Source organism: Streptomyces antnestii (genome assembly GCF_004005495.1).
Taxonomy (GTDB): domain Bacteria; phylum Actinomycetota; class Actinomycetes; order Streptomycetales; family Streptomycetaceae; genus Streptomyces; species Streptomyces antnestii.
In genome coordinates this window covers 276,478-291,206 of sequence record NZ_RZYA01000002.1, presented here as the reverse complement: position 1 = coordinate 291,206, position 14,729 = coordinate 276,478, and the positions used below count along the sequence as shown (strand labels likewise).

At 72.0% G+C, this 14,729-nt stretch carries 16 protein-coding genes; 9 read left to right on the top strand and 7 right to left on the bottom strand.

Translation table 11 applies throughout. The features are described from left to right. Positions 1-2: 2 nt before the first annotated feature. Complete coding sequence (locus EOT10_RS06070) at positions 3-812, bottom strand: IclR family transcriptional regulator (protein ID WP_127827005.1); 810 nt, start codon at positions 810-812, stop codon at positions 3-5. Between the two features lie 178 nt (positions 813-990). On the opposite strand from EOT10_RS06070, the gene EOT10_RS06065 reads away from it, so the two are divergent. From EOT10_RS06065 to EOT10_RS06055, 3 genes are all read left to right on the top strand, one after another. Then, the gene (locus EOT10_RS06065) at positions 991-2,193 is read left to right on the top strand and encodes a cytochrome P450 (RefSeq protein WP_127827004.1); all 1,203 of its coding nucleotides are present in this window, start codon (positions 991-993) and stop codon (positions 2,191-2,193) included. Positions 2,194-2,330: 137 nt separating this feature from the next. Then, complete coding sequence (locus tag EOT10_RS06060; protein ID WP_127827003.1) at positions 2,331-3,038, top strand: SDR family oxidoreductase; 708 nt, start codon at positions 2,331-2,333, stop codon at positions 3,036-3,038. Between the two features lie 291 nt (positions 3,039-3,329). Then, positions 3,330-4,460, top strand: coding sequence for a PstS family phosphate ABC transporter substrate-binding protein (locus tag EOT10_RS06055; protein WP_223280830.1), 1,131 nt, complete (start codon positions 3,330-3,332; stop codon positions 4,458-4,460). 86 nt (positions 4,461-4,546) lie between these two features. Here EOT10_RS06055 and EOT10_RS06050 read toward each other — a convergent pair whose 3' ends face one another. The 3 genes from EOT10_RS06050 to EOT10_RS06040 all read right to left on the bottom strand — a co-directional run bounded on the left by EOT10_RS06050 (position 4,547) and on the right by EOT10_RS06040 (position 6,953). After that, on the bottom strand, positions 4,547-5,194 hold the full coding sequence (locus EOT10_RS06050) for a hypothetical protein (RefSeq protein ID WP_127827001.1): 648 nt from the start codon (positions 5,192-5,194) through the stop codon (positions 4,547-4,549). 287 nt (positions 5,195-5,481) lie between these two features. Next, a complete protein-coding gene (locus EOT10_RS06045; RefSeq protein WP_127827000.1) occupies positions 5,482-5,985 on the bottom strand; it encodes a hypothetical protein in 504 nt (167 codons plus the stop codon). Then, positions 5,982-6,953 carry a class I SAM-dependent methyltransferase gene (locus EOT10_RS06040; RefSeq protein WP_127826999.1) on the bottom strand — a complete coding sequence of 324 codons (972 nt, stop codon included), beginning with the start codon at positions 6,951-6,953 and terminating at the stop codon, positions 5,982-5,984. Before EOT10_RS06040 ends, EOT10_RS06045 begins: the two co-directional genes overlap by 4 nt. Positions 6,954-7,174: 221 nt before the next feature. Here EOT10_RS06040 and EOT10_RS06035 point away from each other — a divergent pair, with 221 nt between their 5' ends. Both EOT10_RS06035 and EOT10_RS06030 read left to right on the top strand, forming a co-directional pair. Further along, positions 7,175-8,170: a quinone oxidoreductase family protein gene (locus EOT10_RS06035; RefSeq protein ID WP_127826998.1), complete on the top strand. Its 996-nt coding sequence runs from the start codon at positions 7,175-7,177 to the stop codon at positions 8,168-8,170. Between the two features lie 156 nt (positions 8,171-8,326). Beyond that, complete coding sequence (locus EOT10_RS06030; RefSeq protein ID WP_189491247.1) at positions 8,327-9,544, top strand: FAD-dependent monooxygenase; 1,218 nt, start codon at positions 8,327-8,329, stop codon at positions 9,542-9,544. Positions 9,545-9,554: 10 nt separating this feature from the next. Here the strand turns inward: EOT10_RS06030 and EOT10_RS06025 are convergent, their stop codons facing one another. Both EOT10_RS06025 and EOT10_RS06020 read right to left on the bottom strand, forming a co-directional pair. Beyond that, a complete protein-coding gene (locus EOT10_RS06025) occupies positions 9,555-10,781 on the bottom strand; it encodes a PP2C family protein-serine/threonine phosphatase (protein WP_127826996.1) in 1,227 nt (408 codons plus the stop codon). A gap of 103 nt (positions 10,782-10,884) precedes the next feature. Continuing rightward, positions 10,885-11,703, bottom strand: a complete 819-nt coding sequence (locus tag EOT10_RS06020; RefSeq protein WP_127826995.1) for an ABC transporter ATP-binding protein — start codon at positions 11,701-11,703, stop codon at positions 10,885-10,887. Between the two features lie 78 nt (positions 11,704-11,781). On the opposite strand from EOT10_RS06020, the gene EOT10_RS06015 reads away from it, so the two are divergent. Both EOT10_RS06015 and EOT10_RS06010 read left to right on the top strand, forming a co-directional pair. Continuing rightward, a complete protein-coding gene (locus EOT10_RS06015) occupies positions 11,782-12,027 on the top strand; it encodes a helix-turn-helix domain-containing protein (protein ID WP_223280829.1) in 246 nt (81 codons plus the stop codon). 162 nt (positions 12,028-12,189) lie between these two features. Then, positions 12,190-12,486, top strand: a complete 297-nt coding sequence (locus EOT10_RS06010) for a cupin domain-containing protein (RefSeq protein ID WP_127826993.1) — start codon at positions 12,190-12,192, stop codon at positions 12,484-12,486. 73 nt (positions 12,487-12,559) lie between these two features. Here EOT10_RS06010 and EOT10_RS41175 read toward each other — a convergent pair whose 3' ends face one another. Further along, positions 12,560-13,018 (bottom strand): hypothetical protein, encoded by a 459-nt coding sequence (locus EOT10_RS41175; RefSeq protein ID WP_189491242.1) that lies wholly within the window; start codon positions 13,016-13,018, stop codon positions 12,560-12,562. A gap of 136 nt (positions 13,019-13,154) precedes the next feature. Here EOT10_RS41175 and EOT10_RS05995 point away from each other — a divergent pair, with 136 nt between their 5' ends. Both EOT10_RS05995 and EOT10_RS05990 read left to right on the top strand, forming a co-directional pair. Beyond that, positions 13,155-14,243 carry an NAD(P)H-dependent amine dehydrogenase family protein gene (locus EOT10_RS05995; RefSeq protein ID WP_127826991.1) on the top strand — a complete coding sequence of 363 codons (1,089 nt, stop codon included), beginning with the start codon at positions 13,155-13,157 and terminating at the stop codon, positions 14,241-14,243. Beyond that, a complete protein-coding gene (locus EOT10_RS05990) occupies positions 14,240-14,719 on the top strand; it encodes a carboxymuconolactone decarboxylase family protein (RefSeq protein WP_127826990.1) in 480 nt (159 codons plus the stop codon). The genes EOT10_RS05995 and EOT10_RS05990 overlap by 4 nt, the downstream gene beginning before the upstream one ends. The last annotated feature ends 10 nt before the right edge of the window (positions 14,720-14,729 follow it).

The following is a 14,729-nucleotide window of genomic DNA, read 5'->3' as shown; positions in this document are numbered from 1 at the left end:
GGTTACCTCGTCCGGTCGTCGGTCGGTGGATGGGTGGGTGAGTGTCCGAGATGGCCGGGCGGGGCCGTCGGCGCCCAGGTGTGCAGCGAGTCGCCCAGTTCGGCGGCCGACGCAAGGAGCGTCTCGTGGGCGGAGCCGATCCAGTCCCGGGTGTCGCAGCGCGTGGCCGGGCCCGCCACGTCGAGGGAGCAGACGGCCTCGCCGTGGTGGAAGACCGGCACGGCCACGGACAGCGAGCCGGGATGCAGTTCGCCGCGGGAGACGGCCCACCCGTTGCGGCGGACGGTCGGCAGGACCGTGTCGAGCTGGGCGCGGTTCGGTGTGGCGTCGGTGTACCGGGTGAGGGGCCCGTCGAGCACCTGCCGGACGACGGCCGCGGGCGCCCAGGCCAGCAGGACGCGTTGGCCCGCGCCGGCGTACAGCGGCAGCAACTCGTTGATCGCGAAGGTGTACTTGAGGGCCTTGTCCGGCTCGACGCGCCGCAGGCACAGCGCCTGCGTGCCCACCCGGATGATCAGTACGGCCGTCTCCCCGACCCGCTCGACGACCCGGCGCAGCACGGCCGTCCCGGTCTCGATGAGGTGGGCCTGCACCGAGCTGGTGCCCCATAGCCCGGCCAGGGCGGGCCCGGCCCGGTACACACCGTCGTCCTCTTCCGTGTAGCCCTGCTCCCGCAGGATCCGGAAGTAGCGGTAGGTGGTGCTCACCGGCAGGCCGACGCGTGCGGCGGTCGCCGCGACGGTGGTCTCGCCGGTGACCGCGAGGTCCCGGAGCACGGCGAGGCCGCGTTCGAACGACGAGGTCTCCCCCATGGCTTCCCTCCCTGTCCGCGCCGGCCGCCGAAGTACGCAAAGGTTCCGTCCGTGCCGCAGTGGCTGGCCAGCGCTGTTCTCACTGAGTGAGAACAGCGGTATCACGCCCGGTGCCGCCGTCTCTACCGTGCGGATCCCGGCGCCCCGCCCCGGCGCCGGCCCGTCGAGAGGACAGGCCATGACGACGCACGCCCCGCAGATCCCCGTCTTCGACGAAGACCCCTACGCTCCCGAGCACCTGGCCGACCCGCATCCCCTGTTCGCGCGGATGCGGGAGGCCGGTCCTGCGGTGTGGCTGCCGCGGTACGACGTCCACGCGTTCACGCGCTTCGACGTCTGCCGGGAGATCCTGGCCGACCACCCGACGTTCATCTCCGGCGCCGGCGTCGGCCCGGTCGACCTGCGTCGCGAGAAGGCCTGGCGCACACAGGGCATCCTGGAGACCGACCAGCCGGCCCACACCGTGATGCGCGACGCGATGGCGAACGTCATCTCACCCCGCTCGGTACGGTCCCTGCGCACCGCGTTCGAGGCGTTCGCCGAGGAACTGGCCGACCGGGTCGTCGCCCGGGGCCGGTTCGACGCCGTCACCGACGTCGCCGAGGTCTTTCCCCTGCGGGTCTTCGGCGACGCCGTCGGCATCCCCCGCGAAGGGCGGCACGAGAACCTGCTGGCGCACGGAGCGATGAACTTCAGCGCGTTCGGCCCGGACAACGCACTCCACCGCGCCCACTTCGCCGCCGGACAGGGCACGCATGAATGGGTGATGCGCAACTGCGCCCGCGAGTCCCTGTCCGGCGACGGGCTCGGGGCGCGTATCTGGGAACACGCCGAGGCGGGTCGTGTGAGCGAGGAACAGGCGACGCTCCTGGTGCGGGCGATGCTCTCGGCCGGTCTGGACACCACGGTGATCGCCATCGGCAACGTGCTGCGCGCCCTGGCCAACACTCCTGAGCAGTGGGCCCTGCTGCGCGAGGATCCGGCGAACATCCGGTTCGCCGTCGACGAGTCGTTCCGCCACGAGTCGCCGTTCCAGTCCTTCTACCGGACGGCCGCGCGCGACGCCTGTCCGGGCGGGGTCCCGGTGCCGGCCGGGGCGAAGGTGCTGCTGTTCGTCGGCGCGGCCAACCGTGACCCGCGCCAGTGGGGCCCGGACGCCGACGCTTTCCGGGTCACCCGGGCGGCGAGCGGTCATCTGGCGTTCGGGATGGGGATCCACCAGTGCGTGGGGCAGCCGGTCTCGCGTCTGGAGATGGAGGTCCTGCTCGGCGCGCTGGTCCGCCGGATCGAGCGCCTGGAGCCGGCCGGGCCTGACGTGCCGTTCGTCCACAACACCCTGCGGGGCTGGTCGTCGGTGCCGGTGCGCGCGGTGGCCGGCTGAAGCCCGCCAATAACCGAACTCTCACCCTAAACCTGAGGTCGAGACATCTACGACCCGCCCGCCTCCGGACCGGTACCGCCAGTCCCAGGAAGCGCGTCCTCCTGGCCCGTTGCGCTCCCCCGCGCGAAGGTGGAGGCATGACGACAACACTCATCACCGGAGCGAACAAGGGTCTCGGCTTCGAGACCGCCCGGCGGCTCGTCGAGGCCGGCCACACCGTCTACGTGGGCAGCCGGGACGCCGGGCGCGGGCGTCTCGCCGCCGAGCGGATCGGCGCACGCTGGGTACTGCTCGACGTCACGGACGACGCGTCCGTCACCGCCGCGGCGAAGTCCGTCGAGGCCGACGGCGGTCTCGACGTGCTGATCAACAACGCCGGCATCGAGGGCCGGACACCGGAGGGCGGGGTGATCGGCGCCGCGGAGGTGACCGCCGACGAGATGCGGTCGACGTTCGAGACCAACGTCTTCGGCGTCGTGCGCGTCACCCACGCGTTCCTGCCCCTGCTGCGACGCTCGCAGGCGCCGGTCGTGGTCAACGTGAGCAGCGGTCTGGCCTCGCTGACCAGGGTCACCGCCGCGGGCACACCGGCCCACGCGTACCCCGGGGTCGCCTATCCGGCGTCGAAGGCGGCGGTCAACATGCTCACCGTGCAGTACGCGAAGGCGTTCCCCGGCATGCGGATCAACGCGGTGGAGCCCGGCTACACGGCGACGGACCTCAACGCTCACACCGGCACACAGACGGTCGAGGAAGGCGCCGAGATCATCGTGCGGATGGCACAGCTGGGCCCGGACGGCCCGACCGGCACGTACGTCGATGTCGAGGGCCCGCTCCCCTGGTGACGACGGCGTTCGTCGGGCCGGGGGCCGGCACGGCGCGGGTGCGCATAACGAGCAGAAAGACGATCTAGGGGATTTTCCCGCACCGTCGTGGCCCCGCCGCGCGCGCCGGACCTAGCGTTCCGGTCGTCATCACGGCACACGACGGTGCGGCGGCCCCCCGCTCGGGCTGTCGGCGTCGTGTGCCGTCCGGACGGATCCCCCGGGAGACCATTGATGAGACGCACGGTTCGCGCAGCGACCACACTGGCCGTCGCCGTGGCGACGCTCGCAACGGCTGGCACTCTCACCAGCATGGCCAGTTCCGACGACACCGCCGAGCATCTGACCCACTGGGCCGTCGCCCCGCAGAAGCCGGTGACCCCGCAGACCGACCAGCAGGACGCGTACAACAAGGCGAACGGCCGCCCGCTGCCCACCCCCGAGCTGCTGCAGCCCACGCTCGACGCCAAACTCGCGGACTACCGCGCCAAGCCCAAGAACTCCCTGCAGGGGAACTACGAGTGCGGTGCCTCCGATGTGCTGGCCGACCTCTCCCATCGGTGGATCAAGGAGTTCGAGAAGGAGTACCCCAAGGTCCACATCGCGGTGAACCCGCCGTACGCGGGCAGTCTCGGCGCCCTGGAGCTGATCAAGGGCAACCTCGACTGCGTCTTCGTCTCCCGCGAGCTCAAACCCACCGACGTCCAGGGGTTCCACGACGCCTTCGGCTACGACCCGCTGAGCATCCCCATCTCGGGCGGCAGTTACCGGCACTTCGGTTTCCTGGACTCCGTCGGGTTCGTCGTGAACAAGGACAACCCGATCGACAAGCTCTCCTTCGCGCAGCTCGACGCCGCCCTGTCCACGACCCGCAACCGTGGCGGCGCCGCCGTCAGGACGTGGGGTGACCTCGGCGCCACGGGCGAGTGGGCCGACAAGCCGGTCCACATCGTCGGCATCCAGCCGTGGAACGGGTTCGAGGAGTTCGTACGGCAGCGGGTCCTGGGCAGCGGCGGCAAGCGCGGCGAGTGGCGCCCCGGCGCGGCGAGCGGCTCCACCCCGGCCGACCCGGACGTGCGCTGGGAGAAGACTGTCTTCAACATCGCCAAGGACGTCGAGCAGGACCCGTACGCCATCGGCTACACCGGAATGGCCTACGTCGACCGGCCGGTCAAGGTGCTCTCCCTCAGCCAGGAAGCCGGCGGTCCGGCCTACGCGCCCACGTACGAGAACGTCGCCTCGGCCAACTATCCGCTGAGCCGCCTCACGTACCTGAACGTCAACAAGCGGCCGGGTGAGCGTCTCGACCCGGTCATGGAGGAACTCACCCGCTTCATCCTCAGCAAGCAGGGCCAGCGCACGGTCGGCGACCAGCAGGCGTTCCTGCCCCTCCGCTCCGGGCAGGCCGCCTCCGGCCTGAAGGCTCTCGACGACGCCCCCTGACCGGGCCCGGACGGCATGACGGTGGGGCCCGCCACGTGCGCGTGGCGGGCCCCACTCCTGTCACCTCTGCCCGTGCCGCGTCAGCGTCAGTGCTCCAGGGCGACGCGGCGGGAGCTGCGGTACGTGGAGATCCCGACGGCCAGCAGCCAGTAGCTGAGGATCGCGCCCATCAGCGCGGTCGTACCCCAGCCGTTCGCGGCGTAGAAGTGCGCGGGGGCGTTGCCGAAGAACAGGGACGGCACGAAGAGGAGGTTGACGGCCGCCAGGACGTACGCGGAGCGGCCGGTCCACCGGGGCAGCAGCCGCGTCCGCGAGATGACGAAGCCCACCGCCGTCAGGAAGAAGCCCAGCATGAGCCGGGAGATCGATCCGTAGAGGATGTACGTGCCGCTGACCGCGATCGTCGGGTCGATCGGGTGGTCGGCGGCGATGACCGCGCCGGCCTCGAGTCCGCTGGAGACCAGGGTGACGGTCGCGTAGACCAGGCCCGCGGAGAAGGCCAGCGAGGCGGCCCACTCGTACGCGGGGCTCACGCGCCTGACCAGTTCGCGGAACGCCGTCACGAACATGACCAGGAGGCCGAGCGCGACGATGCCGATCAGGAGCCTGCTCAGCACGTTCGCGTCCGGCGGCGGGCCGGAGTAGACGAAGTACAGGGGCACTTCGAGGATGAGTGCGGCTGCGGCGGCGATGCCGGTGACGCCCGCCAGGCGCCGGGCCAGGATCTCGTTCATGGTGTCCCCCGGGTCGTGTGTCCGTGTGGGTGGATTCCTCGTCGGCCGGCTCGTTCACCGGCAAGGTCGATCCTTCCGCGCACGGGGGTCGCCGTCGCTGGGCCTGGACACCGGAAGGGGGGTGTTGCTGACGACACCCACCACGGTGTGATCGGGACGGGCGATCAGTGCGAACTCCCGCTCGTACGGGCCGCCCCGGGTAGTGCCTCCCGCCACGCGAGCCGCAGGAGCGGACCGGCCCCCCGGCCAGGTGTCGCAGTGGGGACGGCACGTGTGCGTGGAGCCGCTCACACCGGCTCCGCGTACCAGCGGCGGTGGACGGCCGGCTCGACCAGAAGCACCCCCACCGCCGCGACGGCTGACACCGGGGCCGCGGGGAGCGAACCCCAGGCGGCCGCGAGCGCCCCCGCGAGCACGACCAGCGGGCGCAGCAGGGTCAGCGGTCCCAGGCCGACCACCACGGCGAGGGTGCCGGCCCGGAACGGACCCCACAGATAGCAGGCGAGGCTGAGCACGACGACCGCCGCGTAGGGCGCGTAGCACAGGAGCATGCGGTGGGCGGCGGCGTCGAGTTCGGCGTAGCGCGCGACCCGGTCCGCGGCACCGAAGAGCAGTGACACGGCCACCGCCGTGCTGAGCAGCAGGCCGGGAACCCCGACCGCGAGACCCCGGCGGGCCGCGAGCAGCGCGCGTCTCGTCTTGCGGATGCGGCCGTCCCGCCCGGTGTACGCGCGGAACCCGGCGAACGCCGCGTCGACGAGTGCCAGGGCGGCGAGAAGGAAGGCGTTCACCCGGCGCCCCCGCCCGCCGAGGCCTCCCGGCGCACCGCCGCTTCGGCGTCCGCCCGGCCGACGAGCCGTCCCGACGGCCCGGGGCCGAGGGCGGCCCGCAGCGGCGACAGGAGCTCCGGGCGTACGCCGATGACGGGCCGGAGTGTGGTGCAGAACGGGTTGCTGCGGCCGCGCGGCTCGTACATGAGCGGGACCAGGCCGTCGGCGTGCGCGGCGGCGGTCAGCAGGGTGTCGTCGTCGTGGGCCCGGCGCGCGGACATCACGCCGTCGTGACGGCCCAGCGGGTCCCGCATCCGGGCCCGGTGGAAGACCCACGCGCCGATGGGGGCGAGGCCGGTGGCGGCGATGTCGAAGTGGCAGAAGGCGGCGGTGCCCCGGGTGGCCTGGGCGGCGAAGAACGCGTCGAGGTCGGATCCCCGGAAGTGGTGGAGTACGCCTGTCGACACGTACACGGTGGCGGGCTCGTCCAGGGCGAACGCGTCACCCCGTACGAAGCGGCACGGCAGGCCTTCCGCGCGGGCGAGCCGCTCGGCCTCGCGGACGAGGGCGGCGTTGAAGTCCACACCGACCAGGTCGACGTCCGGTCCCAGGACGCCGGACGCGGCCAGCCACCGCACGAGATAGCCGAGTCCGCAGCCGACGTCGACCACCCGCAGCGGGCCGTCGGCACTCCCCGCGGCGCGGATCACCGCGAGCAGCGGGCCCAGCAGTTCCGCGATGCGGTCGCCCAGGCGCAGTTCCTCGCTGAGTCGCTGCAACTCGGTGTGGACGGCGACGAGACGGCGGTCCACGGCGAGCGGATCGAGGTGCCCCGCGTCGTCGCACGCGAGGCCCGCGGCGATACGGGCACCGCTCCGGTCCCCCGCGGCGGTCAGCCGCGCGACGACGTCACCGCGCCGGACGGGCAGGCGCTCACGCGTGCCGGGGTCGTGGTCCACGACCAGATCGGATATCTCGAGGAGTTGCACAGGGAGAAGGTACGTGGCCGGGTGAGCCCGCGTGCGTGTGGTCCCACCCGTCCGGCCGTCACGGTGGCAAGGTCGTCCCGTGGGGATACGGGCGCTGCCGGGGCGGACTGCCGGATCCCCCGACGACGTACGTACATGACACGCCTCTGTGCGACTCCTCTGAGCGACACAGGCAGGCGACCCACGCAGGTGACACCGACGGCCCGGCTGGAGATCCGCTGATGAATGACGAGACCATGTTCGCCGCCGGGGTCGACGAGTTCGGGCCCGCCTCGACGCTCGCCGTGTCACGCCGGCCGGTTCCGGAGCCCGGTCCCGGCGAGATCGGCATCGACGTCACCTACGCGGGCGTCGGCTTCGTCGACACGCTGCTGCGCTCCGGGGCGTTCCCGCTGTGGACGCCGATGGTGCCCGGCATCGAGGTCACGGGCCGGGTGCGCGCCGTGGGCCGCGACGTCGAGGGATTCGTGGTCGGCCAGAGCGTCGCCGCGCTGCTCAACGACTTCGGGCGCGGACAGCGCGCCGGGGGCTACGCGCAGGTCGCCGTCGCCCACCACACGATGGCCGCGCCGGTGCCGGACGGCGTGGATCTGCGCCGGGTGACCGCCGCCGTCGTCAACGGCGTCACGGCGTGGGTGGCCCTGCACGATGTCGCGCGGATCGACTCCCGGGACCGGGTCCTGGTCCTCGGCGTGACGGGCGGCCTGGGCGGGACCACGGCGCGGATGGCGGCGCTCTTCCCGGCCCGGCAGGTCATCGGCGTCGTCGGCCGCGATCCGGACCGGGCGCCCGCCGCGTGCACGGACGTGGTGGTCGCGGACGCGCTCGCCGACGAGCTGGACCGGATCACGCCGGACGGTTCGGTGGACGTCGTCATCGACCCGGTGGGCGGGCCGCTGCGCGCGACCGCGTTCGAGCACCTCGCCCCCTTCGGGCGCCATGTCGTCCTCGGCAACGCCGGCCGCGACGACCGCCCCTTCTCCGGCGACGAGACCTGGCTGGCGACGCGCACGGTGTCGGGTCTGAGCATCGGCGGCGTCGCCCATCTGCGCCCCGCCACCTGCACCAAGGCCCTCACGGCGGTCATCTCCTTGGTGGCCCGCGGCATTCTGGACGAGCCCTTGCCGGCGGTCGAGCCGCTGGAGAACGCCGGCAAGGTGCACGAGGCCCTGGAGAACCGGACGGCCCCGGCGAAGACGGTCCTGTCGATGCCGTAGCGCGTGAACGGGGATGAAAAGCCGGTGCGGGCTCTGGGCACTTCGTGTGATTTCAGAGGGTGTTGTGCGCGTTTGCGAAACCAGTTCCCCCTACCGTCGTTGCACGAATGGCCCAGGCCACCGAGGCCGGGCCGCGACGAGACCCAGGGAGTGTGCGTGAAGGTTGTCTGTGTCGGCGGAGGACCCGCCGCCCTGTACTTCTCGATCCTGCTGAAGCTCCAAAACCGTTCGCACGACGTCACCGTCCACGAGCGGAACCCGGCCGGCTCCACCTACGGCTGGGGTGTCACGTACTGGCCGGACATGCTGGAACGGCTGCGCGGCCACGACCCCGACTCGGCGGCCGCGATCAGCGAGGCGTCACTGCGCTGGCGTGACGGGGTCGCCCATGTCGGGGAGCGCACGACGACGCACGAGGGCGACGAGGGCTTCGCTGTCGGCCGGCACCGGCTCCTCGGCATCCTCGCCCGGCGGGCCGAGTCCCTGGGCGTCGGCATCGAGTACGGCAGCGAGATCGCTGACCTCGAGCAACTGCCTGACGCCGACCTGGTCGTGGCCGGCGACGGCGCCAACAGCCGGCTGCGCGACCGCCACCGCGACCACTTCGGCACCCGCTCCACCCAGGGCCGCAACCCCTATCTCTGGCTGGGCACGACCAAGGTGTTCACCTCCTTCACCTTCGCGTTCGCCGAGACCGCGCACGGCTGGATCTGGTGCTACGCCTACGGGTACAGCGACGAGCACAGCACCTGCGTCGTCGAGTGCTCCCGGGACACCTGGCAGGGCCTCGAACTCGACCGGCTGCCCCAGGCCGAGGCCCTGCGCCGGCTCGAAGGAATCTTCGCGTCGCTCCTCGACGGCCACCGGCTCATCGGCCGCAGCGACCTCGGCGGGCCCGCCCCCTGGCAGACCTTCCGCACGCTCACCAACGAGACCTGGTCACACGGCAACCTGGTCCTCCTCGGTGACGCCGCGCACACCACGCACTACTCGATCGGCGCGGGCACGACGCTCGCGATGCAGGACGCGATGACGCTGGCGAGCGCCGTCGCCGACGCGGACGCGGACACGCTCCGGCCGGCCCTCACCCGTTACGAGCGCACCCGCAGGAGCGAGCTGCTCTCCGTGCAGAGCGCGGCCCGCCACAGCGCCCAGTGGTACGAGAACCTCCCCCGCTACATCCATCTCCCGCCGGCCCACATGTTCGCGCTGCTCGGCCAGCGGCACTCCCCGCTCCTCCCCCACGTCCCGCCCCAGCTCTACTACCGGCTCGACCGGGCCGCCGACCAGCTGCAGTCGCTCCGCAGGCTCAAGCAGTGGCTGGGCCCGCGCCTCGCCCGTACTCTCCAGCACCGTAACTCGGTGCGCGGCTGAGGCACTTCGGTCAGAAGCGGACGATCACGACCGCCGTGTCGTCGGAATTGCCGGCGCGCGGGAGGAGTTCGGCCAGCACGGTGTCGGCGAGACGTTCCGCGTCCGCCGACCCGTGGCGGGTGAGGCAGTCGGCGAGGCGTCGCAGACCCGTGTCGATGTCCTCGCGGCGCCGCTCGACCAGGCCGTCGGTGTAGAGGACGAGGGCGCCGCCTTCTTCGAAGGTGGTCCCCGCCTCGGGTCTGGGGATGTGTTCCGGACGCGCGCCGAGCGGCGGGTCGGTCGCCTGGTCGAGGAACTCCACGGAGCCGTCGGTGTGCAGCAGCGCGGGCGGGAGGTGGCCGGCGCTGCTGTAGGTGAGGGTGTGGCTGTCGTAGTCGACGACCACCTGCACGGCGGTGGTGGATTCGGCGCCCTCGACCGAGCGGGCGTAGAGACCGAGTGCGTCGAGGGCGGCCGCCGGGCCGTCCGCCACCCGTACCGCGGCGCTCAGCGCGCTGCGGAGCTGGCCCATGACGCCGGCCGCGTGCAGTCCGTGGCCGACGACGTCGCCGACGGCCACCGCGAGCCGGCCGCCCGGCAGTTCGGCCAGGTCGTACCAGTCGCCGCACACGTTCAGGGCGCCGACGGCAGGCCGGTAGCGGACGGCCACCCTGCTCCTGCCGACCGGGCCGGGGACCGGCAGCATGGCGGCCTGGAGGGACAGGGCGACCTCGCGTTCGCGGGCGTGGGCCTGGCGCAGCCGCTCGTTGACCTCCTGGAGTTCCCGGGCGCGGGTGTACAGCTCGGCCTCGAGGACCTTGGCGTGATCGCCCTCGCGGCCGCCCTTGGCGCGGATCAGCTCGGTGACCTCCTCGACCCGGTGCACGAGGAGCACCACGCTGCCGTCCGGGCCGAGCACCGGCACGTTGACCGGGCTCCAGTACCGCTCGTCCCACTCCCCGGGCCGGTCCGGATACTCGACGTCGTACCGCTGGAGCGCCATCGTGTCGCGTTCCCCGGTGGCCACGACCCTGCGCAGCGACAGTTCCAGGTTGCGCATGCCGGTCGCGGAGGCGTCGTTCGGGTTGTCAGGGAAGACGTCGAACAGGTAGCGGCCGACAAGCTGTTCGCGGGTGCGCCCCGACATCCGGCAGAACGCCTCGTTCGCGTCCACGTACACGAGGTCGGGTCTGAGCAGGGCGACCGACCCGGGCAGCGCCCGGAACACCTGCTCGTAGTCGATTCCGGAATCCCTCACGACGCGTCCCGCCTCCTTGCGTGTGCCGCGACGGGTGCCCCGGGCACCCCGCGGTCGAACGACCACAGGGTGTCCCAGCGGCGGGGCCGGAGCACCAATTACGTCATCGGCGGCGTGTCCCTTGGTTCGCCACTCCTGAGCGGGCGAGCCAGCGGCCGCCGTGGCGGGAGACCTCGATGGGGCGGCCGAAGCAGGCCGTCATCGAGGGGGCCGTGAGCACGTCGTCGGCCAGGCCCGTCGCGAGGACGCGGCCGTCGCGCAGGAGCAGCGCGTGGCTGATCGCCGGCGACAGCTCCTCCAGGTGGTGCGTGACCGTGATGGTCGCCAACTCCTGGCGGGCTTCGGCGAGTTGCTGCATCGTGTCGATGAGGTCCTCGCGCGAGGGCAGGTCGAGCGCGTTGAAGGGCTCGTCGAGCAGGAGCAGGGACGGGTCCGCCATCAGGGCGCGGGCGATGAGGAGGCGGGCCCGCTGGCCGCCGGAGCAGACGCCGTACGGCCGGTCGGCGAGTTCCTTGATGTCGAGTTCGGCGAGCAGTGTGTGCGCCCGCTCGCGCACGTCGGCGTCGTAGGAGCGCCACAGCGGCTGCACGGTGCCGGTGTGCCCGGTGAGGACGACGGTGTGCCCGGTGAGGTCCTGTGGCACGCGCTGCGCGCTCGACACGAGGCCGATGTGGGCCCGCAGTTCGCGTACGTCGACGCTGCCGAGCCGTTGGCCGAGCACCTCGACGGTGCCGGTGGTGGGGTGCATCAGGGCGCCGATGAGCCGCAGGACACTGGTCTTGCCGGCGCCGTTGGCACCGAGCAGCGCCCAGTGTTCGCCGGACCGCACCGTCCAGCTGATGTCGTCGAGGATGACCTGACCGGTGGTGAACCTGCGCACGCTGGCCCCGTCGAGGGCGGCGACGATCCGTCCGTTGCTCACTCGTGCCTCCTGTCGAACTGACCGGTACAGGTTAGCGTCCGCCGGATCACCCGGATCCCCTGGTCGACCATGGCGGCGATGGACTCCGCCAGGCCGTGCGGCTGCACGTTCGGTGTCTCGGTGACCCGCTATCGCCACCGCGTCCGCATCGGCTGGGCCCTGGACCGTCTGGAGGCCGGCGAGACCCGCCTCAGCACCCTCGCCGCCGACCTCGGTTACGCCGACCAGGCCCACCTCACCCGGACCATGCGCCGGCACCTCGGCCACACGCCGAACGCCCTGCGACGCCTTCTGGCACCCGCACCCCGAGCGCGCGCATCCTGAGCGCGCCCACCCTGAGCGCGCGCATCCCTGACGCCGATGTGCCCGAGCTGTCGGTTTCGCCCGCCCCCGGCGCGGTGTGTTCGAATGGTCGCCGGAGGCCGAAGGGGCCTCTGACCTGGGCTGCGGAGCCGGTGCCCAGGACCGGAAGCAGGGAGAGGTCCGATGACGACGACCGCGAAGCCGACCGTGCAGCACGAGGACGACCGGGTCCGGGTGACCCGCTGGGACTTCGAGCCGGACACACGTACCGGCCGCCACGTCCACGAGCACGACTATGTGGTCGTGCCGGTGGTGGACGGCCGGATCAGCGCGTTCGCGCCCGACGGCACGGTGACGGAGTCGCAGCTGCGTGCGGGGGTGTCCTACGCGCGCCCGGCGGGCGGCGAGCACGATGTCGTCAACACGGGCGGTTCCTGGCTGGCGTTCGTCGAGATCGAACTGAAGGAGACGTCGGCGTAGGACAACGGCCTTGGTTCAGTGCCTCGTTGAGGTAGTTGAGGTAGCAGCCCCTGCCCCCGTGGCACGACGGCCGTCACTTCACGAGGTACTTGCAGCCCGCGATCGACTTGCCTTCTTCGTTGTCCGCGACCTGCTTGCCGTCGACCTTGATGACGCACGGCGCGGGCCTCAGCCGACCGTCCGAGCCGGACACCGAGCCCGGGACGATCGACACGAGGCTGCCGACCTTCAACTCGGCTCCTTTGACGGCAAGTTGGACGGTCTTGTTCCAGGGCAGTTTCACCTGCTCCGTCTTGCTGGTGCCCGCCGTCCAGAAGACCTGGGTGCTGCCCTGGCCCTGCACCTCGAAGGTCACCTCACGGGTCGCCTCCTCGCCCGCGGGCTTCCCGGCCGGCGTCGAGGCGGCTTGCGAGGGGGCCTTCGAGGCGTCCTTCTTCCCGGCCTCCGCCTTGCCTCCCCCGCCACTGCCGCACCCGGTCAGCAGTACGGCCGTCGCCGCGACGAGAGCAATTCCGGTTACCGTCCTGCGCACGTTTCCTCCGTGATCCCCGTACAACTCGGCATGCGGGCCCGGGCACACCTCGCCCCGGCCGAGCCGCCGAGCATAGCCGGGCACCGGATCCGTCATGCCCCTAGGAAGGTTCGGGCCCCGGCGCTACCCTCCGCGCATGATTTCCACCGTTGTCTGGGGTACCGGAAATGTCGGGCGGGCGGCGATCCGTGCCGTCGAGGCGCATCCGGCGCTGAGCCTGGGCGCCGTACTGGTGCACAACCCGGCGAAGGTCGGCCGTGACGCGGGCGAACTCGCAGGATTAGACCGGGAGTTGGGGGTCGCGGCGACCGACGACATCGACGCGGTGCTTGCGGACCGGCCGCGCGCCGTCGTGTACGCGGCCTCCGGCGACATCCGTCCCGACGACGCCCTGGCCGACATCACCCGGGCCGTGCGGTCCGGCGCCGTCGTCGTCTCCCCCGCGCTCTACCCGCTCTACGACCACCGGAGCGCCCCGCCGGAGTTCCGGGACCCGGTGGTGGCGGCCGTCAAGGAAGGTGGCGGGTCCCTGTTCTCGTCCGGCGTCGACCCGGGCTGGGGCAACGACGTCCTGCCGCTCCTCGTCAGCGGCCTCGGCAGCACGGTCGACGCGATCCGCTGCCAGGAGATCTTCGACTACTCGACGTACGACCAGCCCGACTCGGTGCGGCTCCTGGTCGGCATGGGGCAGCCGATGGGCTACGACCCGCCCATGCTCTGGGACACCGTGCCCACCATGGTGTGGGGCGGGCAGCTGCGCCTGATGGCGCGGGCCCTTGGCGTCGAACTCGACGGGATCCGCGAGACGTTGGAGCGCCGCCCCCTCGACTCCACCGTGAGCACCCGCACGATGGGCGACTTCGCGGCCGGCACCCAGGGCGCCGTGCGGTTCGAGGTGCAGGGCATCGTCGGCGGTGAACCCCTCCTCGTCATCGAGCACGTCACCCGCATCCACGCGTCGTGCGGCCCCGACTGGCCGACGCCTCCCGACGGCACCGGGGCGCACCGGGTGATCATCGAGGGCCGTCCGCGCATCGAGGTCACCGTGGAGGCGGCGGACGAGGGAGACAACCGGTCCGCGGGCGGCAACGCCACCGCCGTGGGCCGCCTGGTGAACGCCATCGACTGGCTCGTGGACGCGGACCCGGGCCTCTACGACGCGCTCGACGTCCCGCTGCGCCCCGCAGTCGGAAAGCTCGGCCGAAGCGGAAGGAAGCCACGATGATCATCGACATCCCCGAGGGACAGGAACCGATCGGCTACGTCTGGGGCGACCTGGTCCCCGGCATCGGCACCGCGGCCGCGAACTTCTCGCTGTCGGTGTACGCCCACACGACCCTGGGGCTGCGGGAGTTCGAGGCGGCCCGGCTGCGCATCGCGCAGATCAACGGGTGCCGGTTCTGTCTGGACTGGCGAACGGACCGGGACGGGGAGAAGGTCGAGGAGTCGTTCGCCGACGCGGTGACCGCGTGGCGTACCACCGGTGCCTTCGACGACCGCACCCGTCTCGCGGCCGAGTACGCCGAGCGGTACGCGCTCGACCACCACGGCCTGGACGAGGAGTTCTGGTCCCGGATGACCACGCACTACAGCCAGGCCGAGATCGTGGAGCTGAGCATGAGCATCGGTTCCTGGCTGGCGTTCGGCCGGCTCAACCATGTGCTGGGTCTCGACACGGTGTGCGTCCTGCCCACGGGCTGAGGCGCGGGGG

Coding starts and splice junctions, on each gene's coding strand:
- EOT10_RS06070 (WP_127827005.1), bottom strand. CDS start 812: ATGGGGGAGACCTCGTCGTTCGAACGCGGCCTCGCCGTGCTCCGGGAC.
- EOT10_RS06065 (WP_127827004.1), top strand. CDS start 991: ATGACGACGCACGCCCCGCAGATCCCCGTCTTCGACGAAGACCCCTAC.
- EOT10_RS06060 (WP_127827003.1), top strand. CDS start 2,331: ATGACGACAACACTCATCACCGGAGCGAACAAGGGTCTCGGCTTCGAG.
- EOT10_RS06055 (WP_223280830.1), top strand. CDS start 3,330: ATGGCCAGTTCCGACGACACCGCCGAGCATCTGACCCACTGGGCCGTC.
- EOT10_RS06050 (WP_127827001.1), bottom strand. CDS start 5,194: ATGAACGAGATCCTGGCCCGGCGCCTGGCGGGCGTCACCGGCATCGCC.
- EOT10_RS06035 (WP_127826998.1), top strand. CDS start 7,175: ATGAATGACGAGACCATGTTCGCCGCCGGGGTCGACGAGTTCGGGCCC.
- EOT10_RS06015 (WP_223280829.1), top strand. CDS start 11,782: ATGGACTCCGCCAGGCCGTGCGGCTGCACGTTCGGTGTCTCGGTGACC.
- EOT10_RS06010 (WP_127826993.1), top strand. CDS start 12,190: ATGACGACGACCGCGAAGCCGACCGTGCAGCACGAGGACGACCGGGTC.
- EOT10_RS05995 (WP_127826991.1), top strand. CDS start 13,155: ATGATTTCCACCGTTGTCTGGGGTACCGGAAATGTCGGGCGGGCGGCG.
- EOT10_RS05990 (WP_127826990.1), top strand. CDS start 14,240: ATGATCATCGACATCCCCGAGGGACAGGAACCGATCGGCTACGTCTGG.